General features: G+C 65.4%; 24 protein-coding genes. 8 read left to right on the top strand and 16 right to left on the bottom strand.

Annotated features, from left to right (window positions below; translation table 11 throughout):
* Window positions 1-237 precede the first annotated feature (237 nt).
* Entirely contained in the window at window positions 238-1,770 is a 1,533-nt protein-coding gene (locus tag HDC29_RS13685) for a lipopolysaccharide biosynthesis protein (protein WP_179498409.1), read from the top strand.
* Here HDC29_RS13685 and HDC29_RS13680 read toward each other — a convergent pair.
* Window positions 1,755-2,180, bottom strand: a complete 426-nt coding sequence (locus HDC29_RS13680; RefSeq protein ID WP_179498407.1) for a CBS domain-containing protein — start codon at window positions 2,178-2,180, stop codon at window positions 1,755-1,757. The two genes, HDC29_RS13685 and HDC29_RS13680, sit on opposite strands and share 16 nt — an antisense overlap.
* Window positions 2,181-2,305: 125 nt before the next feature.
* On the opposite strand from HDC29_RS13680, the gene HDC29_RS13675 reads away from it, so the two are divergent.
* Together HDC29_RS13675 and HDC29_RS13670 are read left to right on the top strand one after the other, a co-directional pair.
* Window positions 2,306-2,614 carry a hypothetical protein gene (locus tag HDC29_RS13675; RefSeq protein WP_179498405.1) on the top strand — a complete coding sequence of 103 codons (309 nt, stop codon included), beginning with the start codon at window positions 2,306-2,308 and terminating at the stop codon, window positions 2,612-2,614.
* Window positions 2,604-2,996 carry an acyl-CoA thioesterase gene (locus HDC29_RS13670; protein WP_179498403.1) on the top strand — a complete coding sequence of 131 codons (393 nt, stop codon included), beginning with the start codon at window positions 2,604-2,606 and terminating at the stop codon, window positions 2,994-2,996. Before HDC29_RS13675 ends, HDC29_RS13670 begins: the two co-directional genes overlap by 11 nt.
* Here HDC29_RS13670 and HDC29_RS13665 read toward each other — a convergent pair.
* The 6 genes from HDC29_RS13665 to hisS all read right to left on the bottom strand — a co-directional run bounded on the left by HDC29_RS13665 (window position 2,993) and on the right by hisS (window position 10,279).
* Window positions 2,993-4,579 (bottom strand): DUF4139 domain-containing protein, encoded by a 1,587-nt coding sequence (locus tag HDC29_RS13665; RefSeq protein WP_257018279.1) that lies wholly within the window; start codon window positions 4,577-4,579, stop codon window positions 2,993-2,995. The two genes, HDC29_RS13670 and HDC29_RS13665, sit on opposite strands and share 4 nt — an antisense overlap.
* Window positions 4,563-5,975 carry a DUF4139 domain-containing protein gene (locus HDC29_RS13660; RefSeq protein WP_179498401.1) on the bottom strand — a complete coding sequence of 471 codons (1,413 nt, stop codon included), beginning with the start codon at window positions 5,973-5,975 and terminating at the stop codon, window positions 4,563-4,565. The genes HDC29_RS13665 and HDC29_RS13660 overlap by 17 nt, the downstream gene beginning before the upstream one ends.
* 76 nt (window positions 5,976-6,051) lie before the next feature.
* A complete protein-coding gene (locus tag HDC29_RS13655; RefSeq protein WP_306455589.1) occupies window positions 6,052-6,894 on the bottom strand; it encodes a DUF4167 domain-containing protein in 843 nt (280 codons plus the stop codon).
* 253 nt (window positions 6,895-7,147) lie between these two features.
* Complete coding sequence (gene prmC / locus HDC29_RS13650; RefSeq protein WP_373562806.1) at window positions 7,148-7,972, bottom strand: peptide chain release factor N(5)-glutamine methyltransferase; 825 nt, start codon at window positions 7,970-7,972, stop codon at window positions 7,148-7,150.
* Window positions 7,965-9,032, bottom strand: coding sequence for a peptide chain release factor 1 (prfA, locus tag HDC29_RS13645; RefSeq protein WP_179498397.1), 1,068 nt, complete (start codon window positions 9,030-9,032; stop codon window positions 7,965-7,967). Before prfA ends, prmC begins: the two co-directional genes overlap by 8 nt.
* Window positions 9,032-10,279, bottom strand: coding sequence for a histidine--tRNA ligase (gene hisS / locus HDC29_RS13640; protein ID WP_179498395.1), 1,248 nt, complete (start codon window positions 10,277-10,279; stop codon window positions 9,032-9,034). Before hisS ends, prfA begins: the two co-directional genes overlap by 1 nt.
* 95 nt (window positions 10,280-10,374) lie before the next feature.
* Here hisS and HDC29_RS13635 point away from each other — a divergent pair, with 95 nt between their 5' ends.
* Together HDC29_RS13635 and ppa are read left to right on the top strand one after the other, a co-directional pair.
* A complete protein-coding gene (locus tag HDC29_RS13635) occupies window positions 10,375-12,309 on the top strand; it encodes a M61 family metallopeptidase (protein ID WP_179498393.1) in 1,935 nt (644 codons plus the stop codon).
* Window positions 12,310-12,445: 136 nt separating this feature from the next.
* The gene (ppa, locus tag HDC29_RS13630; protein WP_179498391.1) at window positions 12,446-12,982 is read left to right on the top strand and encodes an inorganic diphosphatase; all 537 of its coding nucleotides are present in this window, start codon (window positions 12,446-12,448) and stop codon (window positions 12,980-12,982) included.
* On the opposite strand, the gene HDC29_RS13625 is transcribed toward ppa, so the two are convergent.
* From HDC29_RS13625 to HDC29_RS13610, 4 genes are all read right to left on the bottom strand, one after another.
* Window positions 12,979-13,920 carry a mechanosensitive ion channel family protein gene (locus HDC29_RS13625; RefSeq protein ID WP_179498389.1) on the bottom strand — a complete coding sequence of 314 codons (942 nt, stop codon included), beginning with the start codon at window positions 13,918-13,920 and terminating at the stop codon, window positions 12,979-12,981. The two genes, ppa and HDC29_RS13625, sit on opposite strands and share 4 nt — an antisense overlap.
* Complete coding sequence (gene metC / locus HDC29_RS13620) at window positions 13,917-15,122, bottom strand: cystathionine beta-lyase (protein ID WP_179498387.1); 1,206 nt, start codon at window positions 15,120-15,122, stop codon at window positions 13,917-13,919. Before metC ends, HDC29_RS13625 begins: the two co-directional genes overlap by 4 nt.
* Before the next feature lie 68 nt (window positions 15,123-15,190).
* Window positions 15,191-16,030, bottom strand: a complete 840-nt coding sequence (gene sseA, locus HDC29_RS13615; RefSeq protein WP_179498385.1) for a 3-mercaptopyruvate sulfurtransferase — start codon at window positions 16,028-16,030, stop codon at window positions 15,191-15,193.
* A 182-nt stretch (window positions 16,031-16,212) separates the two neighbouring features.
* On the bottom strand, window positions 16,213-17,523 hold the full coding sequence (locus tag HDC29_RS13610) for a hypothetical protein (RefSeq protein ID WP_179498383.1): 1,311 nt from the start codon (window positions 17,521-17,523) through the stop codon (window positions 16,213-16,215).
* Between the two features lie 118 nt (window positions 17,524-17,641).
* On the opposite strand from HDC29_RS13610, the gene queF reads away from it, so the two are divergent.
* Window positions 17,642-18,112 carry a preQ(1) synthase gene (queF, locus tag HDC29_RS13605; protein WP_179498381.1) on the top strand — a complete coding sequence of 157 codons (471 nt, stop codon included), beginning with the start codon at window positions 17,642-17,644 and terminating at the stop codon, window positions 18,110-18,112.
* Window positions 18,113-18,122: 10 nt separating this feature from the next.
* On the opposite strand, the gene HDC29_RS13600 is transcribed toward queF, so the two are convergent.
* Window positions 18,123-19,751: a ComEC/Rec2 family competence protein gene (locus tag HDC29_RS13600; protein WP_179498379.1), complete on the bottom strand. Its 1,629-nt coding sequence runs from the start codon at window positions 19,749-19,751 to the stop codon at window positions 18,123-18,125.
* Window positions 19,752-19,888: 137 nt separating this feature from the next.
* On the opposite strand from HDC29_RS13600, the gene HDC29_RS13595 reads away from it, so the two are divergent.
* On the top strand, window positions 19,889-20,299 hold the full coding sequence (locus HDC29_RS13595; protein WP_179498377.1) for a thioesterase family protein: 411 nt from the start codon (window positions 19,889-19,891) through the stop codon (window positions 20,297-20,299).
* A gap of 31 nt (window positions 20,300-20,330) precedes the next feature.
* On the opposite strand, the gene HDC29_RS13590 is transcribed toward HDC29_RS13595, so the two are convergent.
* Window positions 20,331-20,564, bottom strand: coding sequence for a hypothetical protein (locus HDC29_RS13590; protein ID WP_179498375.1), 234 nt, complete (start codon window positions 20,562-20,564; stop codon window positions 20,331-20,333).
* An 80-nt stretch (window positions 20,565-20,644) separates the two neighbouring features.
* Entirely contained in the window at window positions 20,645-21,931 is a 1,287-nt protein-coding gene (locus HDC29_RS13585; RefSeq protein WP_179498373.1) for a cytochrome P450, read from the bottom strand.
* A gap of 118 nt (window positions 21,932-22,049) precedes the next feature.
* On the opposite strand from HDC29_RS13585, the gene HDC29_RS13580 reads away from it, so the two are divergent.
* Window positions 22,050-24,749 carry a M1 family metallopeptidase gene (locus HDC29_RS13580; RefSeq protein ID WP_179498371.1) on the top strand — a complete coding sequence of 900 codons (2,700 nt, stop codon included), beginning with the start codon at window positions 22,050-22,052 and terminating at the stop codon, window positions 24,747-24,749.
* 48 nt (window positions 24,750-24,797) lie between these two features.
* Here HDC29_RS13580 and HDC29_RS13575 read toward each other — a convergent pair whose 3' ends face one another.
* Window positions 24,798-25,250 carry a hypothetical protein gene (locus HDC29_RS13575; RefSeq protein ID WP_179498369.1) on the bottom strand — a complete coding sequence of 151 codons (453 nt, stop codon included), beginning with the start codon at window positions 25,248-25,250 and terminating at the stop codon, window positions 24,798-24,800.
* Entirely contained in the window at window positions 25,247-26,842 is a 1,596-nt protein-coding gene (locus HDC29_RS13570) for a helicase HerA-like domain-containing protein (protein WP_373562805.1), read from the bottom strand. Before HDC29_RS13570 ends, HDC29_RS13575 begins: the two co-directional genes overlap by 4 nt.
* Window positions 26,843-26,956 lie beyond the last annotated feature (114 nt).

Below are 26,956 nucleotides of genomic sequence, written 5' to 3'. Positions count from 1 at the left end.
ACAATTTCAAAGAGCTCACCGACAAGAAACAGCGGACAGTTGTCGTTCCCCGCTATTGCTATCGGGGGACATCTGTCCGTATCTGTTGGCGACCGGCTGGTGTGTGGCGTTTGGCGCCGCGCCCCGTCCGGTGAACAGGCCTCTAGGCCCCTCTCTGATTCGCGTCAACAACCTTTTTGCAATTTTGTTTCAAAAGTTGTTCGAGGCGCCGGGAGAGACCCTGGCCAGAAGGACAAAATGGTGAGTGAAACCGCGGAATTCAAGGGCGTCGGCGCAGAGGAAGAAAGTGCCGAGGCATTCGGAAGCCGCGTAAGAAGCGCGGTGATCTGGCGTTCGGGCAGCCAGATTCTGGCGCAAATCATCACCTGGGCCTCCACGCTGCTCGTGATTCGACTGCTCAATCCGGCCGATTACGGGCTTTTCGCGATGACGCAGGTCGTCCTTTCCTTCCTCGCCTTCCTCAACGGATGGGGATTCGCGAGTGCATTGGTGCAATCCGACTCGGTCGACCCGTTCCGAATCAGGCAAGCATTCGGCCTGCTGCTGTTGCTCAACGCGTTGCTCGCGGCGATCCAGTTCTTCGGTGCCCCGCTCGCCGCCGCCTATTATGGGCAGCCTATGGTCGCAGACCTTCTTCGCGTGCAGGCGCTGCTCTTCCTCGCGACGCCCTTTATCGCGCTCCCCGAAGTGATGATGAGTCGCGCGCTCGATTTCCGGCGCCAGGCGATCGTCAACCTGCTGGCCGCGCTCGCGGGCGCAGGCACCGCGCTTGGCTGCGCGCTCGCGGGTTATGGCGTGTGGACGCTCGTCTATGCTCCGATCGCCATGTTCTGGACGCGCGCGATCGGGCTGACCTTGGTGGCGCGGCTGCTTGTCTGGCCCAGTTTCAACTTCAAGGGTTGCGGCCAGATCGTCGGATTCGGCTCGGCGGTTCTGTTCAGCCAGCTCTTCTGGCTGGTGCAGAGCCAGTCGGACATTTTCATCGCCGGCGCGCGATTCGATGCGCACGCGCTCGGCCTTTATGCCGAGGCGCTCTTCCTCGCGCAGATATTCATGGCGAAGTTCGTACCGCCGCTGAACGAGGTCGCCTTTCCCGCCTATGCGCGAATCAAGAAGGATGCCGCCGCGGTACGCTGGTCCTTCCTCAAGACGGTGCGCATCCTGATGCTTGTCGCTGCGCCCTTTTATTGCGGGCTCGCCGTGGTCGCAGGACCGATGATCGAGACACTCTTCGGCGCCAAGTGGCTCGGCATGGTGCCGTATATCCAGCTCATCTCGCTGGCGCTGATCCTGATGACGGTCCAGATTCTCTTCGCCCCGGTCACCAATGCCCTCGGCAAGCCGTCGATTTCGATGTTCTCCGCGATGAGCGGCGCGATTCTCTTTCCCGTCTCGTTTCTCGTCGGTGCCGAGTGGGGTTTGGTCGGCATGGCATGGGCATGGCTGGTCGCCGCGCCGCTGCTCCTCGTCATCACCGCGCGGCTTTCGTCACCGCTGATCGGCGTATCCTTATGGGATATAGCCCGCGCGATGCTGCCGGGCCTCGCGCCCGCGCTGGTGATGGCGATCGGGGTCGGCTTCGCGGGCCAGGCCCTCGAATCACTCGGCCTTGCCGCCCCGCTCCAGCTCGCCTTGCTCGTCGGCCTCGGCGTAGCGCTTTACGGCACACTCTTGTGGCTGCTCGAGCGAAAGGCGCTCGCCGAAGTGATTCGCCTGGTGCTCCGCCGCCCGGCGCCCGCGGCCGACGCGCCCGTTCAGGATGCAATATAGTCGCGCATCGCCGCGGCTTCGGCCTCGATCCGGTCGATTCGGTATTTCACCAGGTCACCGATCGACACAAAACCGACCATCCTGGCTCCATCGACCACCGGCAGGTGTCGAATCCGTTTCTGCGTCATTTGCGACAACGCCCCGATCACGGCCATGTTCGGATCGCAGGTGACGGGCGATTTGGTCATGACATCGTCGAGCGTACGGTCGAGCGCGGCGGGGCCATAGGACGACAAGAGCCGCACGATGTCGCGCTCGGAAAAAATGCCCACGACCGCGTCGCCCTCGACGACCGGCACCGCGCCGATCCGATTCTGCGCGAGCAGGTCGATCACCGCGCGCACCGTGTCGACCGGCCGCGCCGCAATCACCGTCCCGGTCCGTTCACGAAGAATCGCTCCGATCGTCATAGCTGCCGCTCCCATATTTGGTTCTGTTGCCGGGCGAGCCTATCATGATTCGCCGGTGGGACGAAACGTCCCACCGACCGCGATGGCGCTTGGCCGCGACGGCGGCTTGGTCCATGGAGGCGCGCATGGTCAAACGTTCCCCGCTCGACAATCGCGACACGTCGAACATCGCCTGGGCACGCTATCGCCGGCTGATGAAGGGCATGGCGCTTGTGTCGCTGCTCGCTGTCGTCGGCGCGCTCGGCTGGCTCCGCTTCACGATGGGTGAGACGCTGACGATCCACATGATCATCGCGACCGCGGCCGGCGTCGGCCTGTCGGTGATGCTCGGCGCAGCGCTGATGGGACTCGTCTTCCTGTCGAGTGGCAGCGGCCACGATGAATCGATCGAAGACCCTTTTGCAGACGATCCGGATATGAATCATGACCGATAAGCCCTCCCCCGACTGCCCGCGCGATCCGATATTGCGCGTCGTCCCGCGCCCTGCCGACATCAATGCCAACGGCCATATCTTCGGCGGCTGGGTTCTCTCCCAGATGGATATCGCGGGCGGAATCGTCGCCGGGCGCGAGGCGCAGGGCGCGGTCGCCACGGTGGCAATCGAAACGATGGAGTTCATCGCGCCGATCCTGCTCCGCGACATCATCTCGGTCTATGCGCATCTTGAGCGGCGCGGACGCACCTCGATGGGCATCCGGATCGAAGTGATCGCAACGCGCGACGGCGGGCGGACCGAGGAGCGCGTTACCGAAGGACTGTTCACCTTCGTCGCGCTCGACGAGAATCACCGCCCCCGCCCGCTGCCCCCCACCTAGTCTTCCGCCTTCACGCGGTAGGGGAAGGTCTTGCTGCCGTTCGCGGGCACCCGGACGACCCAGGTGAGCAGTCCGTCGCGGCGGGGAAGCTTGCGGATGCGCGAATCGAGTCGGTCGCTGTCATCGACGTCGAAGCCGAGTTCGACATCCGCCGGGTGCGGGTTCGCATTGGTCACGGTGATGCGATAATCGTGCTCGCCATTCTTCGGCGGCACATAATTCTCGACGTCGATTCGCACCTGGCTGCTCTCGCCGATGACGAGATCGACCTTTTCGCCGACCGCATGGTCGCGCATCGGCCCCTCGCCGACGAGCATGTCCCGGCCGCCGACCGGTTCGAACACCGCCGCCTGCCCGCTTGGCAGCGGAACCCCCAAACCTCCGGCTTCCCGGTTCTGCATCCGCAGCAGGATTTCGGGCATCATCGCCTCCCCTTCGTCGCCGGGATGGACGCGCAGGCGGTAGATGGTGCGAAACGGCACGCCGTCCTTGACGAGCAGCGCCACCTGTTTCTGCCCGTTTGCGGCGACGGTGACCGGGATGGGCACGCGATAGAGCTTGAGATCGCCCACATCCTCCTGACTCGCCACGACCGCAACGGCCGACAACATCTCGGCACTCGGCCTGCGCTGCGCGGTGACGACGATGCTGTCCATCCCGGCGTCCATCGCCGGGGGGGGAGGCGCGGGCGGCGGCGGAGGTGGGGGCGGAGCGCCATAGCGTCCGCTGCCGGTCGGAAAGCAGCGCAAATGAAGCGGGGGCGTGCGCGGGCGCTCGGCGAGTTCCTCGAAATCGCTGACCTTGTTCAGCGTGCCCGCGATAGCGGCGAGCCCGGCATCGGCAAAGCTTTCGCCATTGCTGTTGGCGACCGTCAGCCAGGCAAAAAGGTCGAGCGTCTTGCCGTCCTCGCGCACGCGCGCGACATAATTGCTCGCCCAGTCGAAGCCGGTCGATAGATAGGTCAGCGTGACCGTGGCGCGCTGCGCCGTCGGGCTGCGCGTCGTCACCGACAGCGTCGGCTTGGCGGTCAGCCCCGCGGGCACGCCATCGTAAAGGACCGTCTCGGGAATGCCGGTGCAGCGTAGCGCCTCATAGCCCGCCCGTGTCTGAAGCACGACGGCCCCCGCCGGCCCCGAGCGGATGATCGCTTCCTCCTCGGTGACCTTGCCCGTCGCGCGGTTGGTGCGGCGGATATGGACGCGGTTGCCGAGCGATCCGTCGAGGAGGCTGGCAGGCGAGAGCAGCGCCGCGTCGCGATTCTTCTGCACCACGCCCCCGGGCAGGCCGGTGACGATCGCCGACACCGCGATCATCCCCTCGGCGACGCCCTCGAATCGTATCACCGCCTCGCCCGCCGGCAGATCGACCGTCCGTTTTTCCGAGATCAGCGCGAAGCCGTTCAACCAGCCGGGTGAAATCTCTCCGCCCTCGTCGCGTCGGGGATCGCGAAAAACGCTGACCGACACCGAATCGGGTGCCGAGGAAGTGACCGCCGGCTGCGCCGCCGCCGGGGACGCGGCGAGCATCGACAAAAGGAACGGCCAGCGGCGCATCCCCGGCAGCGGATCAGTAACGTGTTTCAAAGGTGGCGGTGATCGTCGCTTCCGCATTGGCGGGCAATTCGACCCGCCACCGCGTGCCGTCGCTGTCGAGCCGTTCGCTCTTCCGGCTTTCGTCGAGGATGCGTGTGTCGTCCCAATACCAGTCGAGCCCGCGTTGGATGAGGTCGAGCGTCACCGGATTCGGCCGCGCATTGGTAAGCAGATAGGACATCTGCGTCCGCCAGCGATGGTCCGAAATACGCTCGCGCTTCACGACCGTCGCCTGCACCTTGACGTCGAACGCGAGCCCCGTCACGAGACCGAGTTCGCTGCCCATCGGGGTGTGGCCGATGCTGTTTTCGCCGATGAACTGCGGATCGCCGCGCATGTCACGCTGATAGAATCGCACCGTTCCCGCCGGCAGGGCGTCGCCGAGGCCGCCCCCGTTCGCACTTGTGTTGAACTTGATCACGCTCGCCGCGCTCGCGGGTTCGGTCATCGTATTGAACCCGCCGACGGTAAATTCATAGATTTTCTGTGCCGGCACTCCGCTGACGTCGAGAAAGCTCACCTGCTTCGTCTGCGCGTTGGCGATCGTCGTCCGTTCGGCGAGCGGATAGAGATAATAGTCGCCGAGTTGCTCGCGCGGCGCGGTTTCTGTGCCCGCGCGGCGCAAATTGCCAGGCGCCTGCGATCGCGGGCGATAGGCAGGCGAGATAGCGCCGCGGCTCAAGGGCGTCCCCGCCACGAGCAGCGTCTTCGCTTTGTCGAACGTCGTGCCGGTGTTGTTGGAGAGCGTCACCCAGCCCTGGACATCGATTGTTCCCGCCTTTTCGTCGTAGAGCGAGACATAGTCGGCCGCCCAGCCGAGGCCGTTCGTCAGATAGGACAGCGTGGCGGGCCGTGTCCCCGTCCGGTCGCTGTCGACGGTGATCGACAGCGTCGGCTTGGCGCGCAGGTTCGGCGGAATCTTGTCGAAGATCACGCGCACCGGCAGGCCGTCGTCGCGCAATATCTCGATCCTGGGGCCGATCTGGAGCACGACGCCCCCGTTGACCGCGAGCACCTTGGCGCGCTCGCGCGTTTCCGCGCCGGTCGCCGGATTGGTGCGCAGCAGGGTCACCGTCTCCCCCACCGCCTTTTGCATCAAGGCATTGGGTGACAAGAGATCATAGTCGAAATTCTGCTCGACGATCGCGGTGTTCGCTGCAGCGAAGGAGACCGTCTGCGGCCGGATCTGGGCCGAGACGTCGGGAAACTCCTGTCGGGTCCGGCCGGCGGGGAACGCGATCTGGCGAATGTCCTGAACGAGAGACTGGCCGCCATTATAGATGGTGACCGCAAGGTCGCCCTGCGCATTCGCCTGAGCCGGGTCCTGCGCCGTGGCGGGGAGCGGCGTCAGGACAAATGGAACGCAAAGCACTGCCAACCCGCGCATAAAAAAGCCTCCCCGCGAATATCCCGCGGGGAGGCTATGTCATGCGAATCGGAAAAACCAGCGTGAAATCGCCGGCTTATTCGGCCGCTTCAACCCCGGTATCGCGCGCGGCCAACGTCTTGCGCGTCCGGCGCGGCTTGGGCGCGGCGGCAACCTCGGCGGTTTCGCTGTCTTCTGCGCTGCGATCGGCCCGGCCGATTGCCGGCGGCAGAACCGCTGTGTCGATCCCGGCATTGTCCTTGTCGGCGCCGTCATCCTGCCGGACGCGGCGTGCGGGACGGCGCGACGGACGCGGGGCCGGCTCCTGCTCGGCGGCTTCGTCGCGCGCAGCGACTTCGCCGCGATCGTTCCGGCCGTCGCGGCCTTCGTCCTCGTCGCGATTGCGAGCGGTCCGTCCGCGCGATTGCTGGCGGCTGCCGCGATTGTCGTCGTCGCGATCACCGCGGGCCTCCCGGTTGCCGCGATTGTCGCGATTGTCACGCTGGCCACGGTCGCTGCGCTCATTACGCTCGTCACCGGCTTCGCCGTCGTCGCGGCCGCTGTCGGTATCGATATCGCCGTCGGTATCGTCATGGCCGTCGAAGTCTTCGACGCCGCGAATCTCGCGGCTGCGGTCGTGGCTGCGCTCCTGGCCGCTCGCCGCGGCCTTTTCTTCCTGCCGGGCGCGGAAGTCGCTCACGACGCGGAAATAATGGTCGGCGAACTGCAGATAATATTCGGTCTGGACCCGGTCACCCGCAAGCTGCGCATCGCGCGCGAGGTTGCGGTATTTTTCGATCATCTGGGCACCATTGCCGCGGGCCCGGCTGTCGATGCGGTTGGCCTGGTCAAGGCCACCGCGACCGCCCGATTGCGAGCGGTTGTTATTGTTGCTGTTGTTGTTGCGGCCGCGACGGCGACCGCTCTGCCGGTTGTTCATGTTCAACTGAGACATCCTGTCGAATAAGCTAATAAGCTACGCCAACCCCTTTTGGCCGATCGCGCCAATTGCGCGTCGCGCCCGCGCCATGCGCGGTTCTTGCCCTTTACCGCTTGCGCCGGGCCCCAAAGCCCCGCACCAGCATCGTAAGTGGGAAACAGACCAGCCGGACCGATCAAGGTACCCGTGCCGGGTCTGTAAGCCGCCCCTAACGCGCTTTGCGGCCGAAACCAAGCGAATTCTTGTGCGGGTATCAGGCGCGGGTCAGCAAAAGCGCCCTGTCGCGACCGCCGAGATCCTGACGGCATTCGACGGCAAAGCCCGCTGCTTCGGCCAGCTCCGTTACCAATATGCGTTGCCTATGCCCGATTTCAAGGATCGCGACCCCGCCGGGCGCCAATATCCGCGGCAAATCGGGGATGATGCGGCGATAATCGTCGAGACCGTCGGCGCCCGCGAACAACGCACCCGCGGGCTCGTGATCGGCGACATCGGGCATCAACGCTTCGCTGTCGGCTATATAGGGAGGATTGCAGAGAATAAGGTCGAACCGGCCTTCCACTTGATCAGCCCAATTGCCCCGCATCAGATGCACCCGGTTTTCCAGCCCCAGCCGCAACGCATTTTCATTGGCATAGTCGAGCGCCACATCGCTGGCGTCGACACCGAGGCCGCACGCCGCAGGCCATTCACCGAGTGCCGCAAAGAGAAGCGTACCGGGCCCGGTCCCCAGATCGAGGATGCGCTCCGGCCCCGCCGCATCGAAATGCTCGATGGCCGCCTCGATCAATGTTTCGCTGTCGGACCGCGGGATCAGCACACCCGGACCGACCCCGATGCGGATCGTCCAGAAATCGCGGTAGCCCAGAATATAGGCGATCGGTTCGCGCTTCATCCGCAGCGCGACGAGTTCGGCGAAACGGACGGGGACATCATAGCGCGCGGGATCGAGCAACACCGATTGCCGTTCGACCCCCAGCGCGTGCGCCATCAGCAATTCGGCGTCGAGCCGCGGCGTGTCGGACACGCCCTCCAGCCGCCGCGCCGCCTCGCGCAGCGCGGACCCGACATCACTCACCCAGCCCCGCCAGCCGCTGCGCCTGATCCTCGGCGATCAGCGCGTCGATCAGCTCGTCCATTGCGCCTTCCAGTATCTCGGGCAGGCGGTGGAGCGTCAGGTTGATGCGGTGGTCGGTCACGCGGCCCTGCGGGAAATTATAGGTGCGGATGCGTTCGGAACGATCGCCCGACCCGACCATCGACTTGCGCGCCGAGGCTTCGGCGCTGTGGATCTTCTCACGCTCAAGGTCATAGAGGCGCGCGCGCAGCACCTGCATCGCCTTGGCTCTGTTCTTGTGCTGGCTGCGCTGGTCCTGCTGGATCACGACCAGCCCCGACGGGATATGCGTGATGCGGATCGCGCTGTCGGTGGTGTTGACGTGCTGCCCGCCCGCCCCGCTCGCGCGATAAATGTCGATCTTGAGGTCATTGTCGTTGATCGCGACATCGACTTCCTCGGCCTCGGGCAGCACCGCGACGGTCGCGGCGCTGGTGTGGATGCGCCCCTGGCTTTCGGTCGCGGGAACACGCTGGACGCGGTGGACGCCACTTTCGAACTTGAGCTTCGCGAAAACGCCCTGCCCCGTCACCGACGCGACGACTTCCTTGTAACCGCCGACCTCGGCCTCGTTCGCCGAGATGACCTCGACCTTCCATCCCTGCCCATCGGCATAGCGGCTGTACATGCGCAGCAGATCGCCCGCGAACAGCGCTGCTTCGTCGCCGCCGGTTCCGGCACGGATTTCGAGCATCGCCGCGCGTTCGTCGGCGACGTCCTTGGGCAACAGCTTGATCGCGAGATCGTGTTCGGCGGTCGGCAACGCCGCCTCGACAGTGGCGATTTCCTCGGCCGCCATCGCCTTCATCTCGGGATCGGCGAGCATTTCGTTCAGCGAAACGAGCTCGGCGCGCAGCCGCGTCACCTCCGCTGCCGCCTTGGCGACGGGCTCGAGTTCGGCAAATTCCTTCGACGCCGCAACGAAATCGGCGGGCGCCATGTCGCCCGTCGCCATGCGCGCCTGGAGCGCGGCGTGGCGTTCGATGATGCCGTCGATCTGTTTTTCGGAAACGGAGGTCATCAGAGCGTGCGAATGATGGCGTCGACAGTTATTGTGAGCTCGCTGTCGCCACGAATGTTGGTGTAGGATTGCCCGTCGCGAGAGCCGATCGCAATCAGTGCGCGCGCTGGGATCTTTCCGGCCTTGTCAAAGCGTTTGCGCGGCGAGCCCGTGGCAACGATTTCAGTCGCAAGTCCCCTGCTACGCATCGCTGCAAGCGCCCTCATCGCATATTCAAGCTGACCGTCGTCCTCGACCGCGATGACCGCGTCGAGCCGATTGTCGATCACATCGTCGGCGAGCAGCATCGCCAGCCGCTCGATCCCCGCCGCCCAGCCGACCGCCGGGGTCGCGGGGCCGCCGAGATTCTCGATCAACCCGTCATAGCGCCCGCCGCCGAGGACCGTGCCCTGCGCGCCGAGCCGGTCGGTGACGAATTCGAACGCGGTGTGGCGATAATAGTCGAGCCCGCGCACAAGCCGCGCGTTGCGCTCCCACGCGACGCCCGCGGCGTCGAGCCCGGCGGTCACCGCACCGAAGAAATCCTGCGCCTCGTTCGTCAGGAACGCGTCGATGTCGGGCGCGCTGTCGGCGATCGGTCGGTCCTTTGCATCCTTGCTGTCGAGGATCCGCAGCGGATTCTTGTCGAGCCGCGCAAGGCTGTCTTCGCTGAGGTCGCCCCGATGCGCCTCGAAATGCTCGACGAGCGCCGCACGCCAAGCATCGCGGCTATCCGCATCGCCCAGCGTGTTGAGCGTCAGCGTCACGCCTTCGGCGATCCCCAGCTCCTTCAAAAGCTGGTCGGCGAACACCAGCAGTTCGGCGTCGGCAAGCGGGCTGTCGCTGCCGAGCACCTCTGCGTCCAATTGATGGAACTGGCGATAGCGCCCCTTCTGCGGGCGCTCGTAGCGGAACAGCGGCCCGTGCGTCGCGACTTTCAGCGGCGCGAACTGCTGCCAGCCGTTGGTGATATAGGCGCGCGCTATCCCTGCGGTGAATTCGGGGCGCAAGGTGATCGATTCGCCGCCGCGGTCCTCGAACGAATACATTTCCTTCGACACGACATCGGTTGTTTCGCCCAGCGAGCGCGCGAACACCGCGGTCGGTTCGATCACCGGCACCTCGACGCGCTTGAAGCCATAAAGGCGGCGCACCCGCTCGAACGTCTCGACAACATAAGCGAAGCGGTCGGCGAAATCGCCGAGCATGTCCTGCGTGCCGCGCACAGCCTGCGGCGTCGGGATTCTGGCGGATTTGTCCTTGCTCATGGCGGCGGCGTCTAATGCTTTTTCGTCGAAACGCAAAGCGCGCTTGCAGAGCCGCCGCTGGACCTTGGCGCCATTTCGCGGCAGAGGGGTTCCCCATGAAAAAAGCACTGTTCGTCGCGGCCGCCGCCTTTGCCGCTCCCCTCGCCTTTTCCCCCATCCACGCGCAGGACGGCAATAGCCGCCCCCAGCCCGTCGTCCAGCCGCTGACCATCCCGCTGCCCGCCGACAAGCCCTATCCCGGTATGATGCAGCTGCGGGTCGATGCGACCGACGTCGCACGCGGTATCTTCCATGTCCGTCAGACGATTCCGGTGGCGAAGGCGGGCAAGCTGACGCTGCTCTATCCCGAATGGCTGCCCGGCAAGCACGCGCCGCGCGGCGCGATCGCCGAGATGGCCGGGTTCAAGGCATCGGCGGGCGGCAAGCCGCTCGCCTGGACGCGACAGCCGACCGACGTCTACGCCTTCGACATCGACGTCCCCGCAGGCACGAAGAGTATCGACGTCATGTTCGACTTCCTGTCGCCAACCCGGACGAGCGAGGGCCGCGTCGTCGTCACGCCCGCCATGATGAACCTGCAATGGGAACAGGTCAGCCTGTATCCCGCAGGCTATTTCACGCGGAACATCCCCGTACAGCTTGAAGTGACGCTGCCCGAGGGCTGGACCGGCGCGGCGGCGCTCGATGGGCTCAAGGTGTCGGCGGGCCGCTACAGCTTCGCGCCGACCAATTACGAGTCGCTCGTCGACAGCCCGATGTTCGCGGGCAAATATTTCCGCAAATGGGATCTCGGTAACAAGGTGACGCTGAATGTCGTCGCCGACGAAGCGAAATATCTGGAGGCGAGTCCCGACCATATCGCGCGCCACGCCGCGCTGGTGTCCGAAGCCGTCGCGCTGTTCGGGGTCCGCCATTTCGACCGTTATGAATTCCTGCTCGCGCTGACCGACGAGCTCGGCGGCATCGGCCTCGAGCATCATCGGTCGAGCGAGAACAGCCGCAACCCCGACTATTTCACCAAATGGAACGACAACGACAGCGAGCGCGGGCTGCTCCCGCACGAGCTGACGCACAGCTGGAACGGCAAATATCGCCGCCCGGACAAGCTGTGGACCCCCGACTATCGCACCCCCATGCAGGACAATCTGCTGTGGGTCTACGAAGGGCAGACGAGCTTCTGGGATCTCGTGCTCGCCGCGCGGTCGGGGATGCAGTCGAAGGAGATGGTGCTCGCCGAATGGGCGACCAACGCCGGCTATTACAGCGTCCAGCCCGGCCGCGAGTGGCGCTCGGTCGAGGACACGACGCTCGACCCGGTGATTGCGGCGCGCAAGCCCAAGCCCTTCGCCAGCTGGTCGCGGAGCGAGGATTATTATAACGAAGGGTCGCTGATGTGGCTCGAGGCCGACATGCTGATCCGCGGCGCGACGAACAATGCCAAGAGCCTCGACGATTTCGCGCGCGCCTTTTTCGGCGGGCGCGAAGGCGATTGGGGGCAGGACAGCTATGACTTCGACGATGTGGTCGCGGCGCTGAACCTCGTCCACCCTTATGACTGGGCCAGCTTCCTGCGCGAACATATGCAGGCGAGCGGCCAGCCGGCGCCCGTCGGCGGGATCGAGCGTGCGGGGTACCGCCTCGTCTGGAGCGATACGCCGAACGTTTTCGATCGCGACCGCATGACGCAGGCGAGGAACGCCGACCTCACCCATTCGCTGGGAATGACGATCGACAAGGATGGCGTCGCCGCCGGCATCCTGTGGAACGGCCCCGCCTTCAAGGCCGATATCGTCAATGGTACGAAAATCGTCGCGGTGGATGGGCTCGCCTACAGCCGCGAGCGGATCGAAACTGCGGTTCAGGCGGCGGCCGACGGCAAGACGCCGGTGCGGCTGCTCGTCGAACGCGGCGGGCGTTATCGTAATGTCGAGATCGATTATCACGGAGGGCTGCGCTGGCCGCATCTCGAAAAAAGCGGCAGTGGCCCCGACTGGTTCGATCGGCTATTGGCGCCGCGGCGGGCGCTTTAAATCCCGCCATCGTACGCTCGTATCGAGCGCAGTCGAGACACCGGTCATCGCCGCGCGGCTTCGGCGTGTCTCGACTTCGCGCGGCGCGAACGGCTAAGGGGCGCCCGAATCAAAAAACAAAGGACTGACTTCTCCCATGCGCATCGACCTGATTCCCGCCGGCGACAGCCCGCCCGACAGCCTCAACGTCCTGATCGAAGTTCCGATCGGCGGCGAGCCGGTGAAATATGAATTCGACAAGGCGTCGGGCGCGCTGTTCGTCGACCGTTTTCTGCACACCCCGATGCGCTATCCCGCCAATTATGGTTTCGTCCCGCACACGCTGGGCGAGGACGGCGATCCGCTGGACGCACTGGTCGTCGCCCGCTCGCCGATCGTCGCGGGCGCGGTGGTCAAATGCCGCCCGATCGGCGTACTGCTCATGGAAGACGACGCCGGCGGCGACGAGAAGCTGCTGTGCGTCCCGGTCAACAAGACCTTCCCTTATTATGCCGACGTCGTGAGCTACACCGACATGCCGCCGATCGTGCTCCAGCAGATCGAGCATTTTTTCACCCACTATAAGGATCTCGAACCCGGCAAATGGGCAAAGCTCAACGGCTGGGGCGATGTCGACGAAGCGAAGCGCATCATCGTCGAATGTGTCGAGCGCGCGAAGAAAACCGGCTTCTAAACTCCGTCGGCGGGCGCCGGATCCTCATCCGGCGCCCCGACCATCCGCACGTCCGTGCGGGGGTAAGGAATGCGGATTCCAGCTTCCTTGAAGCGGTCCCATATTCCCAGAAACACCTCGCCCTGGATATTTCCGAGCCCCGCTTCGGGATCCGAAATCCAGTAGCGAAGCTCATGCTCGACCGCGCGTTCGCCGAACGCCGTGATCCAGACGACGGGTTCGGGTTCGGCAAGGATGCGCGGATTTTCCTTCGCGGTTTCGACCATCAGTCGTTGCGCGAGCCGGAGGTCGCAGTCGTAGCCGACCGGAACGCGCATCCGCACACGCACCTCTGGGCTGGCGAAACTCCAATTCTCGACCGCCTGCGTCATCAGCAGCTCGTTCGGGATCAGATGCTTCTTGCCGTCGCGGGTGATGACGTTGACCGCGCGCACGCCGATCTTGGCGACGCGCCCGACATTGGGCATCCCGCCCGGCAGGCTGGTGCCACCCATCGCGCTGCCATCGCCGACGACGATGATGTCGCCCGGCTTGATCGACCGGTCCATCAACAGGATGATTCCCGCTATCAGATTGCCGACGGTCTTTTGCAGCCCGAAACCGATCGCGAGGCCGGCAGCGCCTGAAAAGACCGCCAGAGCGGTCAGGTCGATGCCGAGCAGGTCGATACCGAACAGCATCGCGAAGACGAAAAGCGCGATCGCGATCAGCTTTTCGGCGAGCAGTCGCTGCGTCGCGTCGATCTGGGTGTTGCGGCGCAGCAGCCATTTGGTCGAGCGCAGCGCGATCCGTACCGCGATATAGAGCAGGATCGCGACGATGACCGTCGAAAACAGACCATAGAGCGAAAGCCGGTACGATCCGACGTCGATGCCGATCGCCTTCAGCGTATCGACCGCGCCGACGACAGCTTCGCCCAACCCGCCCAACGCGATCATCCCGCCATCGCGGCAAGGCCGCGTTCGAGATCGGCGATCAGGTCGGCGGGGTCCTCGAGCCCGATCGACAGGCGAACGAGCGGATCTGGGTCGGTCCAGCGGGTCGCGGTGCGGATCGTCGCCGGGTCGGCCGGCACGACGAGGCTTTCATAGCCGCCCCAGCTGAATCCGATCCCGAAATGGGCGAGCGAATCGATGAAGCGCGTCCGCGCCGCTTCATCGACGCCCTTCAGCGTGAAGCCGAACAGCCCGCTGGCGCCCGAAAAGTCGCGCGACCAGATCGCATGGCCGCGATCGTCCGGCAGCGCGGGGTGCAGCACGCGGCCGACCTCCGCCCGGCCCGCGAGCCAGTTCGCGACGGCGAGGCCGTTTTCGCCCTGCCGCTGCATCCGCACGTCGAGCGTGCGCAGCCCGCGCAGCATCAGCGCGCAATCGTCGGGCGAAACCGACTGGCCGAGCTGGTAGGCGGCGCTGCGAAGCTTCGGCCACACGGCGCGCGTCGCGGTGAGCGAACCCATCATCGCGTCGCTGTGCCCGCCGACATATTTGGTGAGGCTCATCATCGTCACGTCGATGCCGTGCGCGATAGCCGGAAAGAGCAAGGGCGTCGCCCAGGTGTTGTCGAGCATCGTCAACACGCCGCGTTCGCGGGCGATTCGCGTGATGGCGGGGATATCCTGGACCTCGAAGGTCAGACTGCCGGGCGATTCGAGGAAAATGAGCTTCGTTTCGGGCCGGATCAGCTCGGCGATCCGTGCCCCCACCAGCGGATCATAATAGGTCGTTTCAACGCCGAGGCGCGCGAGCATGCCGTTGCAGAAGGCGCGGGTGGGTTCATAGGCGCTATCGACCATCAACAGGTGGTCACCCGGCGAGAGGAGCGCCAGCAGTCCGGCCGAAATCGCCGCGACCCCCGATGGATAGAGCAGCGTCCCTTCGGCGCCGGCTTCCATTCCGGTCAGCGCATCGGCGAGCGCCCACACCGTCGGCGTCCCGCGCCGGCCGTAATAGAGCTTGTCGTGCGTGGCATGGCCGCGCGCCTTGAGGTCGGCGATATTGTCGTAAAGGATCGTCGAGGCACGCCAGACCGGCGGATTGACGATCCCGCCGCCGAGCCGCGGGTCGCCGGTCCATTCGGCGCGCCGTCCGCCCTGCACGAGCTTGGTCGCAGGGCGGAGGCTGTCGTCGTTGCTGTTGCTCATCGCCGCCTTGTTAGCGGAGCACCGGCCAAAAGCCACCCCGACACGAGGAGGAATCCGACCTGCCTGGTTCAGGCTGCGCCGGTCGCCTTCGGCGTCGCGGCGTCGCCCCCCCATTCGGTCCAGCTGCCGTCATAGACCGCGACGTCGTCCTTGCCGAGCAGGTGCGCGCCAAAGGCGACGACGGTTGCGGTCATGCCGCTGCCGCAGGTGGTGACGAGCGGTTTGTCGAGATCGACCCCGGCGGCATCGAAGGCGGCTTTCAGATCATCGCCCCGCTTCCACGTGCCATCGGCGTTGAACAATTCCCCGTGCGGCAGGCTGCGCGAGTTCGGGATGTGGCCGGGCGCAAGGCCGGGGCGCGGATCGCGCTCCTCGCCGGTGAAGCGCGCGGCCGGGCGCGCATCGACGACCTGTTCGGCGCGGCTGTCAACATTCGCGAGCATCTGTTCCTTGGTGCGCACCGCCTTCGCATCGCGCCACACGGTAAAATGGCGGTGGCGCAGCGTCTGCTTGCCCATTTCGAGCGCGCGGCCTTCGGCTTTCCATTTGGCGAGGCCGCCGTCGAGCAACGCGACGTCGTGCGCACCGAACAGCTTCAGGAGCCACCAGGCGCGCGCCGCGCTCTTCAGCGGGCTGTCGTCGTACAGCACGATGCGGCTGCCGTCGCCGAGCCCGAGCGACTGCATCCGGCTCGCGAATTTTTCCGCCGACGGAGCCATGTTTTCGACCGCGTTCGAGGCGTCGGTCAGTTCGGCAAGATCCATGAACACCGCGCCCGGAATGTGTCCCGCTTCATATTCGGCGCGCGCATCGCGGCCGGCGTCCAGAAATTTCGTCGCATCGACGACCCGCAGGTCCGATGCCCCCAGTTCGCGTTCCAGCCAGTCGGTTGAGACCAAGGCGTCCATGTCATGCTCCTGTTACGACCGGTCGGGAACCTTGTTTGCCTGTCCCTCGCCCGGCCATCCTGCTGTGGCTTCTTTCCGGGGATAGCCAGCCTATGCCCCCACCTGCGCTTTTTCAAGCAGGGTCAGTCCTGCCTCAGCCGATGCTGCACCGCAACAGAAAAGCAGCGCCGTTTTGAGCCGAATTATTGACTGCGCTTGATCGCGGTCGCGCGCGCGCCGGGACGATCGACCTGATAGGCGGCGCGGTCGAGCGGCAGCGGCGCGAGCTTTTCGCTGCCACTGGCACCCTGTTCGCGGCCAATGACGAAGCTGCCCGCATTCTGTCCGAAGGCCTCGCCATCGCCGTCCCAGTGATAGGTGACGTCGAACGCGATCACCGGGACGATCATCGGTCTACCGCCGATCATCAGCGGTTCGATCGCTGCGCGCGGCAGCATCACTTCGGTCGAGAGCTCTTCGCCCGCGCCGACCGCCAACGCCATATCGTCGCGCAGCACGCTGCCCCCCGCTCCATCGAAGAAGCGGCTGAGCACCGGCTCGGTCATCGCCGAGCCCTGGTTGAGCGCGATGCGCACCATCAGTCCGGTCGCCGGCACGGAACCTTGATTCATCAGGTTGAGCGCAAAGCCGACCGCGACATGATCGGGCGCAAAACGGATGCTGCGAATGTCGAGCGCCATGCCGACCACGGCACGCTTCTCGCCCGCGGCGCGGGTGACGAGCGGGTGGGCGGAAGCCGGCTCGGGCCGCGATGCGGGTGCCGGCGGCGGAGCGGGCGCCGGACGCGGGGCTGGCGGAGCCGCGGCCCGGAGCGGCGGGGCGACCGCGCGTGTCGCCGGCCGCGGGATTTCGTCGATCTCTTCTGCCGCCGGACCGGCCGGCGCGCTGCGGCGACGCCAGTACCAGAAAGCGACCGCCGCGGCCGCCAGCGCCGCGAGCACCCAGGCCCAGATCGGGGTGCCCGACGGCGTACCGTTCGGCGCGGAGACGCCCGGCGTTTCGTCGGCGGCTGCCGGAGCCGCGTTGACGGTTGCGGCGGGCGCCGACGCGGCCGTATCGAGCGGCGGCAATTCGGGATTATCGGCCGTCGCGGGCTGAACCGGATTTGTCGCTTCCGGCTGAGCCGGGCGCGGCGTCGCAGTCGCGGGCGTATCGCGCCGCGCAGGATCCGGCGCCGGGGTCGCGGGCTGAGTCGGCGTCACGCGCGGCGGCGTAACGGCCTGCGGCGATGTCGGGGTCGGGGTAGGCGCGGGGGTCGGGGCCGGTGTCGGTTGACCCCGCCGCTCGCCCGGTGCCACCGGCGGCAAGCCATTGTCCGATGGTCCCTGCACGCCGGGCTCGCGACCGTCGTCGGCGGGCGGCGGCAGGCGGAAGTCGATCGGACGGGACGGCGTCGTTGTATCCTGCGCGGCGACGGGAACGCCTGCGGCCAGCGTTGCCGCCGCCAGCGCCAATGCCGCCGCCTGTTGTCGCCCGAAGTTACGCACCGTCATCTTGTCCGCGATCCCACACTACCCATATGTCGTCCGCGCCGCTGAATTGGCGCTGAACCCGGCCGATCCCGATCCACCAGTCGGTGACATCGGCGCCGCTGCGCACTAGAGCCTTTCCATGACCGATTCCAGCCCTACCCCGCTCACACCGAAACATCTTGGCCAGTCCAGCGAACTGCCTGCCTCGCCCGAGGCGGCCGTCCTCGACTATGTGCCCAATCCACGCGCCGGAGAGCTTTATCTCGTCCGCTTTGCCGCGCCCGAATTCACCTCGCTCTGCCCGGTGACGGGCCAGCCAGATTTCGCACACCTCGTCATCGATTACGCCCCCGGCGAAACGATCGTCGAATCGAAGAGCCTCAAGCTCTTTCTCGGGTCGTTCCGTAACCACGCCGGCTTTCACGAGGATTGCACCGTCGGCATCGGTCGTCGCCTGTTCGACGAGATGCGGCCCCGCTGGCTGCGCATCGGCGGTTACTGGTATCCGCGCGGGGGGATTCCGATCGACGTCTTCTGGCAATCGGGGCCGCCGCCCGAAGGGCTGTGGCTCCCCGACCAGGGCGTCGCGCCGTATCGCGGGCGCGGCTGACGCGCCCGCCTCAATGCTCGGGGCGCGGCACCAGAACCATCGTCTGATCGACTTTCAGCGCATAGCTGTACCAGAACCATTTATTGTTGGGATCCTGCGTTTCCTTCTTGAACGCCGCGATCAGCCGCTTTCCGTCGGTCTTCACATAGATCGCGCCATCGACGCTGACGTTGGACCGGCTCAGCGTGTCGACGTCGGCATTCAGGGCGTTGGCCAGCGTTTCACGCGCCGCCGCGCGCGCGGCGTCCGACAGGGGAGCGCCCTCTTCGTCCGCATCGGGGCCGCCCGCCGCCAGCAGGTCGATGCCGCGCTTCAACCGCCGGACAAGCGCCGCATCCTCCTGTTCGCGCGTCGAGCGTTGCAATTCGGTCGATAGCAGCACCGGTGCCGCGCCACGCCCCGCCTTGCCCAGCCGGCCGAGCAAATCGGGCCGCGGGTGGACGTAGTTCACATCGTCGTCACCCGAAGAGATCACGAACGCGGCCGGGTTCACAGCGCGCAGGAATTCGTCGGTGACGTCCGACGCGCCGTGGTGGCACGCCTTCATCACGTCCGAGCGAAAGCGACTGCGCGCCGCGGCGATCATCGCCTCGCGGCCCGCCTCGTCCTGCGGCCAGGCGTCGAGACCGGCATAGCGGGTCAGGAGGAAACGTTCGGACGGCGTGTTGAGATCACCGCCGAACAGGATCGAAAATTCACCGAAGCGCAGGCGCAGAATCACCGAATGCCCATTCTTCGTCTTCGCGGCATCGCCGAAACTGCGAAGCCGCAGCTTGCCCGCCGCATCACGCTCGGCCCACGGGCCGAGGACCTCGATCGTATAACCTTCGCGGTCGCCGGGCGCGAATCCGGGCATCCACCGCGCGCCCTGCGCGAAATGGCCATGTTCGGTCGACAGCATCGAAAAGCTGCCGACATTGCCTTTCGCGATCGCCGTCGCGATCAGCCTGGCGAAGGTCCGGTTCGACGGATTGGTTTCGGGATCATAGGTGGCGCGCGCCGCGGCGTCGCTTTCGACGATCTGCTTGAGGTAGCGCACACCGCTCGCATCGGGTTCGGTGATGCCGCCCATGCCCTCGAGCTCGGTGCCCGTCGGCAGTTCGAGCGCGCCATTGTGATAGACATGCTCGAAACTGATGTCCTTGTTCGAAAAAATGTTGCGAAAACCGCCATAATGGTCGAGGTCGGCGTGGCTGATGACCGCTGCGTGAAAGGCCATGCCCGCACGGTAGGTGCCAAAACGCGCATCGAGGAAATCGCGCATCGCCCGCCCCTTGCCCGCATCGACGACGATGACGCGCTCCTGCTGCCCCGGCGGCAGGTCGGGATCGGTCGCGCGCTCGGGCGTGATCAGGACCGATCCGTCGCCGATTCCGACGTCGAGGAAGATCATTTCGAGCGGACGACGATCGGAAACCTCGCTTGCGCGTATCTTCAGCAGCTTGCGCTTCGCAGGATCCTTCCAGGCCCAGCGGACCCAGCGCCATTCGCCGGTCTGCGGCATGTCGGGGTCGAGCGTCAGCCAATCGCCCCACAGAACCTGCCGCTCTTTCCTGCCAGCCTCGTCGCGCAGGAAGGTTTTTTCATACAAGCCATCACCATCGGCGCGGCCCGGCAAGGCAACGAAAACATGCTCCATGACATCCCCTCCCGCGTGACAGGCCCAACCTTCCTATCATGTTGCGGAGAGGAGCGATTGGATGCTTGCGCCGAAATCGCCCGCGAGTTTCGAGATTCATCTTTCCGTCACAGTTTGTTGACACTAGTGTCAACGATATGAACTCAGCCGCGCTACCCCATGACCATGACATCAAGGTCGGTCCCGATGCGATCGATTTCATGGGGCACGTCAACAATGCCCATTATCTGAGCTGGGTACAGGAAGCGGTTCTCGCGCACTGGCGCCATATCGCGCCGCCCGAGGCGGTGGCGGCGCATCTGTGGGTCGCGCTCAAGCACGAAATCACATATCGCCGACCTGCCTTTCTCGACGACCAGGTCATCGCGACGGTCATTCTCGAGAAGGTTCAGGGCGCGCGGGCCTTTTATGAAACGATTATCAAACGCGGCGAAGAGGTGCTCGCCGAAGTCAAGTCGAGCTGGTGCTGCATCGACGCGGAAACGCTGCGTCCCGCAAGGCTGGCGAGCGAGGTCGTGGCCCGCTTTTTCATAAGCGAGAAAAGCTAGAGCCCGTCCGCAGGGACGGGCTCGGCTTGGCTTACGGGCTTACTGGATCGTCGTTGTCGCCATCGACGGCCAGCCAGACGCCGCCGGCCACGATGGCGAGGCCCAGCACGATGGCAATCCAGCTTCCACCTTCAAGATCATTTTCGCCGCGAACAGTCGAGGTCGCGCGCGCGCCATCAATCGCGGATGCCGCCGAAGCCGCAACCGGCGAAAGAACCATCGAAGCCATTGCGAACGCGACCGCGCCCTTTTTCCATTTTTTCATCACATACTCCTTATCTGCGGTGAAACGCAGCTCGGGAGCGATTGTTCCATTGTAAATAAAGACGTTTACGATCTGCCGGGCTAGGCAAGTGTGAAGCGGATAGGCAGGCGTTTCAGCCCGCCAACGAACACCGATTCGACGCGCTTCGGCTCACCCGCAAGTTCGACACTGGCGAGGCGCGGCAGCAATTCCTCCATCAATATCCGCATTTCCATGCGAGCGAGATGCTGGCCGAGGCAGACGTGCGCGCCGAAGCCAAAAGCGATCTGCTGGTTCTTTTCGCGATCGGGGTCGAAGACGAAGGCATCGCCGAACGCCTGCTCGTCGCGGTTGCCCGAAACATAGTTCAGCATCAGCCAGTCGCCCTCGCGGATCGTCTGCCCGCCGATCTCGACATCTTCCCGCGCGCTGCGCATGAAATGCTGGACGGGTGTCGTCCAGCGGATCGCCTCTTCGATCAACCCCGCCTTGTCGCTCTCCGCATCGCGAAAACGGGCGAACAGATCGGGGTTCTTCGCCAGTTCCATGATCGCGCCCGCGGTCGAGGCGCTCGTCGTGTCATGGCCCGCGGTCGCGATGATCATATAATAGCCCGCAAGCTCGCGTTCCGGAATCGGCGCGCCGCCGACCATGGCATTGGCGATCACCGTCGCGATATCCTCGCGCGGGCTGGCGCGGCGGTCGGCGGTGAGCGCGCCGAAATATTGTTCGAAGTCGGCGATCACAAAATTGAGCATCGCGATCGCCTGCTCGGCGCTGGTGATTGCCTCGCGGCTGCGGTTCAGCTCGGGGTCGGTCGATCCGAACAATTGCTGCGTCAGCATCAGCATGCGCGGCTCGTCATCGGGCGGGACGCCCAATATGTCCATGATCACGCGCAGCGGATAATGCGCCGCAACGTCGCGCGCGAAATCGCATGTCCCGTCCATCGACAGCATCTGTTCGACCGCATTGCGCGCGTGATGACGGATGCGGTCTTCGACGATCTTGAGATTCTTCGGCATGAACCAGCTCTGCGTGAGCAGCCGGTATTTCATATGGTCGGGGGCATCCATCTGCACGAGCGACCGAATCAGGTGTCCGTCGTTGTTCGGCGTCGCGGCGCGCGCGATCGCCTCGCCGTCGCGATTGGTGAGCACGGTCGGGCGCAAGCCGTTCGCGAAGCGCTGCGGATCGCGGCTGATCGCCATGATGTCGGCGTGGCGCGTCACGAGCCAGAAGGGGTCGATCTCGGGACTTTCGGCCACCGCAAGCGGCGCGTTCGCCCGCGCCCAGGCGAGCTGTTCGTTCAGCGGGTCCCAATTGCCATAGGCGACGGGATCGACGACGGCGGCGGCTACCTCTCCAGGCAATATAGGTTTTGTCATGCAACCAAGCTGCCGTGAATCGCGTCGTCTGTCGATAGGCTATGACCGCCGGTCGAAGCGGCGCCCGCAAGATGGCCCTGCAGGCGTAGCATGGCAGAAAATTACCGGGGATCGCATCATGAAAACAACTGCACGTCATTTCCTTTTCAGCGCCGTTTCGTCGCTGAGCCTCGCCGCCTGCGCCACGCAGCCCGGAGTTGCGCCGGCGTCACCCGTCGCAGCGGCGCCTGCGCTGGCCGGCGCCCCGCTCGATGCAAGCATCCCGAGCCAGCTGCCACGGATCGCGCGACCGCTGCATTATGACATCAGCGTCACCCCGGACGCCCAAGCGCTGACCTTCACCGGCGAGGCGGGCATCGACATCGAACTATACGAGCCCTCAGCGACGCTGACGTTGAACGCGCTCGACCTCGACTTCGCGAGCGCCAGTCTCATAGGTGCGGACGGCAAGGCTATCGCGCTGACCGCAGCGACCGATGCCGCCGCGCAGACGGTAATCTTCACCGCCCCCGCGCCTCTCGCGCCGGGCAAATATCGCCTTGCTATCCGCTACACCGGCACGATCAATACGCAGGCGAACGGGCTTTTCGCGCTCGACTATCCCGACAAGCTCAGCGGCAAGGAGGTGCGCGGGCTGTTCACCCAGTTCGAGGCGCCCGACGCCCGACGCTTCGTGCCCAGCTTCGACGAGCCGAGCTACAAGGCGACCTTCACCCTCTCGGCGACCGTTCCCGCGGGCGACCTTGCGGTCAGCAACATGCCCGTGACGAGCGAAACGCCTGTCGACGGCGGCAAGAAGAAGGTGACCTTCCATATCTCGCCCAAAATGTCGTCCTACCTGCTCTTCTTCGCGACCGGCAATTTCGAGCGGCTCGCGGCGAAGAGCGACAGCGGCGCCGATGTCGGCATCGTGTCGCCCAAGGGATCGGGCGAGCAGGCGCGCTTCGCGCTAGACAGCCTCGGCCCCCTGCTCGGCTATTACAGCGATTATTTCGGCCAGCCCTATCCGCTGCCCAAGCTCGACAATGTCGCAGGCCCGGGCCAGTCGCAATTTTTCGGCGCGATGGAAAATTGGGGCGCGATCTTCACCTTCGAGCGCATCCTGCTCGACGATCCGAAGATCACGAGCGATGCGACGCGCCAGCAGATCTATTCAACGCAGGCGCACGAGGTCGCACACCAATGGTTCGGCGATCTCGTCACCATGGCGTGGTGGGACGACCTCTGGCTCAACGAAGGCTTCGCGAGCTGGATGGAAACCAAGGCGAGCGACCATTTCCACCCCGACTGGCAGCCTTTGCTCGACCGCGTCGATGGTCGCGAGCGCGCGATGGGGCTCGACGCTTTCGCGACGACGCACCCGATCGTCCAGACGATCCGCACGGTCGAGGATACCAACCAGGCGTTCGATGCGATCACCTACCAGAAGGGCGAAGCGGTCATCACGATGCTCGAATCCTACGCTGGCGAGGATGTGTGGCGCGAGGGGCTGCGCAACTACATGGAAAAGCATAAATATGCGAATACGCGCACCGACGATCTGTGGGGCGCGGTCGAAACGGCGGGCGCCAAGGGGCTGACGGCGATCGCGCATGATTTCACGAACCAGCCGGGCATTCCGCTGCTCCGCGTCGGCGGCGTGACCTGCGCGGGCGGCAACACGACCGTCGCGCTGACACAGAGTGAATTTTCCCGCGATCGCAAGCAGGGCATCGACGCCGAAAACCGCCGCTGGCAGGTGCCCGTCCTCGCGCGCGCCGGCGATGGTGCGGTCGCGCGGCAGGTGGTCGCGGGCGGGACGGGGACGTTGACCCTGCCCGGCTGCGGCCCGGTGCTGATCAACGCGGGCCAGGCTGGCTATTACCGCACTCTCTATTCGTCCGCTGCGCTGACCGCGCTTCGCACCGATTACGCAAAGCTGGCCCCAATCGACCAATTGGGGCTGCTCGGCGACAATTTCGCGCTCGCCTATGCCGGATACCAGCCGATGGGCGCGGCGCTCAACCTGTTGGCGGCGGTGCCCAAGGATGCCAACCAGAAGCTGCTCGGCGACGCCGCCGGGCGTTATGCGGCGCTCTACAAGCTGTTCGACGACCAGCCGGCGGTGCAGGAGCAGATCGCAGCGCGCGGCACCGCGGCGCTCGCCCCGGCGATGGGGCGGCTCGGCTTCGACGCCCGCGCCGACGAGCCCGCGCTCGACAGCATCCTGCGTTCGGAAACGCTCGGGGCGCTCGGGACGTTGGGCGATGCGGAGGTGCTCGCCGAAGCACGGCGCCGCTTCGCGCTGCTGGACAGCGATCCCGCCGCGCTCGACGGTCCGTTGAAATCGCGTTGGCTTGGCATCGTCGCGGCGAATGCGGGCAAGGCCGAATGGGACAAGCTGCGTGCCATGGCCAAGGCATCGAAATCGGCGGTCGAGCGCAGCACTTTCTATACATTGCTCGGGTCGGCGAAAGACGAAGCGCTTGCCAAGCGCGCACTCGCGCTCGCGCTAACCGACGAACCCGGCAAGACCGTCAGCGCCGCGATCATCGGCGCGGTCGCCGCCAACCATGCCGAACTGGCGGTCGATTTCGCGCAGGCCAATCAGGCCGCGGTCGACCGGCTCATCGACGCCTCGGCACGCGCCCGCTTCCTCGCAGGGCTCGCGGCTTCGTCGAACGATCCCGCGATGATCGCGAAGCTCGAGCGAATCGCGGCACCGCTGGCCGCCGATGTGCGCAAACCCTATGACAAGACGCTGGCGAGCCTGAAGGAACGCAGCGCCAGCCGCCCGCGCATCAAGCGCGAAGTCGAAAGCTGGCTGAAGGAAAAATAGGGCCATCCTTCTCCCGTCATCCCCGCCCTCGCGGGGTGACGAAGATTCTTATTCGGCGCGTTGCGGCACCCCGGCCGGCATCGCGCTTTCCCATTCGGCGCGCGCCTTGCGGATCATCACCTTCAACGCATCGGCGTGACACTGCCACGCCGTAGCCGTTTCGGGGGTCCACGCCGTGCCCGCCGCAACGGCCAGCACGTCGACCGTCATGTCGATGAAGGCATCATATTCGGCGATTGGCAGCGGCCCATCGGCGCGATGGGTGAAGACGAGTTCGGCGACGAGCGGCCACACCCAGCCCTCACCCTTCGCCAGCCCGAGCATCATCTGTAGCGTCTCGTCGGTCATCCGCCGCGATGAGGCCTCGACGATCATGAAGCTCGCGCGGCGATCGGGGAAGGCGGCGAAAAAGCGGTCGAACAGCGCGTGACGGATATCGACGCAGGCATCGGCGACGGCGGCGAGGCTCGCCTCCATCGCCGCGGCATCGGCGTCGTTCACTTGAACAGGCTGCCCAATATGCCGCGCATCAGCTGGCCGCCAAACTTGCCCGCGACCTGCCTGCCGAGGCTCGTCGCCGCCGAGCGCGCCGCCGACTGCATCATCTTCTCGGCCATCGAGGGTTTTGCCGCTTCGCGCGCGGCCGCCTTTTCAAGCCGGATGCGCTCGCGCTCCTCGGCCGCCTTGCGTTTCGCCTCTTCCTTCGCGGCGATCGCGGCCTGCTTGTCGGCTTCGGCTTGCGCTTTCGCCTCGATCGCAGCCGCCTGCGCCTGCTCGGCCTTGGCCGCGAGCAATTCCTCGGCGCTTTCGCGGTCGACGGGGGTGTCATATTTGCCCTCGACCGGAGAGATCGACTGGATGATCGCGCGTTCCTTGGCTTCCAAGGGCCCCGCGCGCGAACAGGGCGGCTTGATCAACGTGCGCTCGACCGGCGAGGGAGCGCCATCGGCCATCAGCAGCGATACAAGCGCTTCGCCGACCTTCAGCTCGGTGATCTCGCGCGCGACGTCGATCTTGGGATTGGGGCGGAAGGTTTCGGCGGCGGCCTTCACCGCTTTCTGATCGCGCGGGGTAAAGGCGCGGAGCGCATGCTGGACGCGGTTGCCGAGCTGGCCGGCGACCGCTTCGGGCACGTCGATCGGGTTCTGCGTCACGAAATAGACGCCGACACCCTTCGAGCGGATCAGGCGCACCACCTGCTCGATCTTTTCCGTGAGCGCGGGCGGCGCATCGTCGAAGAGCAGGTGCGCCTCGTCGAAGAAGAAGACGAGCTTCGGCTTGTCGGGATCGCCGACCTCGGGAAGCGTCTCGAACATCTCCGACAAGAGCCAGAGCAGGAAGGTCGCATAGAGCTTCGGGCTCGCCATCAATTTGTCGGCGGCGAGGATGTTGACATAGCCCCGGCCGCTCTCATCGGTGCGGATCATGTCCTGTATGTCGAGCGCGGGCTCGCCGAAGAAATGGTCGCCGCCCTGGCTTTCAAGCGTTAGCAACTGCCGCTGGATCGTGCCGACGGTGGCCTTCGAAACATTGCCATATTTGGTCGTGAGCTCATCAGCGTTTTCGGCGCACCAGGCGAGCATCGCCTGCAAGTCGCCCAGATCGAGCAGTAGCAGATTCTGCTCGTCGGCGATGCGGAAGGCGATCGCGAGGACGCCTTCCTGAACTTCGTTCAAGCCCATCAGCCGCGCGAGCAGCAGCGGACCCATTTCGGAGATGGTGGTGCGGATCGGGTGCCCCTGCTCGCCGAACAGGTCCCAGAAGATCACCGGATTGTCGCGATAAGTCCATGTCGTGTCGCCGATTTCGGCGGCACGCTTCGAAAAGGGTTCATGGACCTTCGCCGTCGGGCTGCCCGCCATCGCCATACCGGCGAGGTCGCCCTTCACATCGGCGACAAACACCGGGACGCCAACAGCCGAAAAACCCTCGGCGAGCCCCTGCAAGGTCACCGTCTTGCCGGTGCCGGTGGCGCCGGCGATCAGCCCGTGACGGTTTGCGCGTTTGAGTACTAGCGACTGGCGTGGCCCGTCGGCCGCTCCGCCGCCGCCAAGGCCGATATAGATTTCGCTCACCGCGCTGCCGTCGCTCACCCACTGTCCTCCATTCGAAAGCCTTTCCCAAGGTCTAGAGCGGGGGGCGGGGACAGGCAATCGGCAAACGGGCGGTGGGTGGCGGCACGGGTGGCGGGCCGGGTTTCCTGAAGA

Origin of the sequence: Sphingopyxis sp. JAI108, assembly GCF_013410105.1 — a bacterium.
Lineage (GTDB): Bacteria > Pseudomonadota > Alphaproteobacteria > Sphingomonadales > Sphingomonadaceae > Sphingopyxis > Sphingopyxis chilensis.
This window is presented reverse-complemented; position numbering and strand designations above follow the sequence as displayed.

Bases quoted from the DNA above. Each gene is read 5' to 3' on its own strand.
- HDC29_RS13685 (WP_179498409.1), top strand. From the start codon at position 238: ATGGTGAGTGAAACCGCGGAATTCAAGGGCGTCGGCGCAGAGGAAGAA.
- HDC29_RS13680 (WP_179498407.1), bottom strand. From the start codon at position 2,180: ATGACGATCGGAGCGATTCTTCGTGAACGGACCGGGACGGTGATTGCG.
- HDC29_RS13675 (WP_179498405.1), top strand. From the start codon at position 2,306: ATGGTCAAACGTTCCCCGCTCGACAATCGCGACACGTCGAACATCGCC.
- HDC29_RS13670 (WP_179498403.1), top strand. From the start codon at position 2,604: ATGACCGATAAGCCCTCCCCCGACTGCCCGCGCGATCCGATATTGCGC.
- HDC29_RS13660 (WP_179498401.1), bottom strand. From the start codon at position 5,975: ATGCGCGGGTTGGCAGTGCTTTGCGTTCCATTTGTCCTGACGCCGCTC.
- HDC29_RS13655 (WP_306455589.1), bottom strand. From the start codon at position 6,894: ATGAACAACCGGCAGAGCGGTCGCCGTCGCGGCCGCAACAACAACAGC.
- prfA (WP_179498397.1), bottom strand. From the start codon at position 9,032: ATGACCTCCGTTTCCGAAAAACAGATCGACGGCATCATCGAACGCCAC.
- hisS (WP_179498395.1), bottom strand. From the start codon at position 10,279: ATGAGCAAGGACAAATCCGCCAGAATCCCGACGCCGCAGGCTGTGCGC.
- HDC29_RS13635 (WP_179498393.1), top strand. From the start codon at position 10,375: ATGAAAAAAGCACTGTTCGTCGCGGCCGCCGCCTTTGCCGCTCCCCTC.
- ppa (WP_179498391.1), top strand. From the start codon at position 12,446: ATGCGCATCGACCTGATTCCCGCCGGCGACAGCCCGCCCGACAGCCTC.
- HDC29_RS13625 (WP_179498389.1), bottom strand. From the start codon at position 13,920: ATGATCGCGTTGGGCGGGTTGGGCGAAGCTGTCGTCGGCGCGGTCGAT.
- metC (WP_179498387.1), bottom strand. From the start codon at position 15,122: ATGAGCAACAGCAACGACGACAGCCTCCGCCCTGCGACCAAGCTCGTG.
- sseA (WP_179498385.1), bottom strand. From the start codon at position 16,030: ATGGACGCCTTGGTCTCAACCGACTGGCTGGAACGCGAACTGGGGGCA.
- HDC29_RS13610 (WP_179498383.1), bottom strand. From the start codon at position 17,523: ATGACGGTGCGTAACTTCGGGCGACAACAGGCGGCGGCATTGGCGCTG.
- queF (WP_179498381.1), top strand. From the start codon at position 17,642: ATGACCGATTCCAGCCCTACCCCGCTCACACCGAAACATCTTGGCCAG.
- HDC29_RS13600 (WP_179498379.1), bottom strand. From the start codon at position 19,751: ATGGAGCATGTTTTCGTTGCCTTGCCGGGCCGCGCCGATGGTGATGGC.
- HDC29_RS13595 (WP_179498377.1), top strand. From the start codon at position 19,889: ATGAACTCAGCCGCGCTACCCCATGACCATGACATCAAGGTCGGTCCC.
- HDC29_RS13590 (WP_179498375.1), bottom strand. From the start codon at position 20,564: ATGAAAAAATGGAAAAAGGGCGCGGTCGCGTTCGCAATGGCTTCGATG.
- HDC29_RS13585 (WP_179498373.1), bottom strand. From the start codon at position 21,931: ATGACAAAACCTATATTGCCTGGAGAGGTAGCCGCCGCCGTCGTCGAT.
- HDC29_RS13580 (WP_179498371.1), top strand. From the start codon at position 22,050: ATGAAAACAACTGCACGTCATTTCCTTTTCAGCGCCGTTTCGTCGCTG.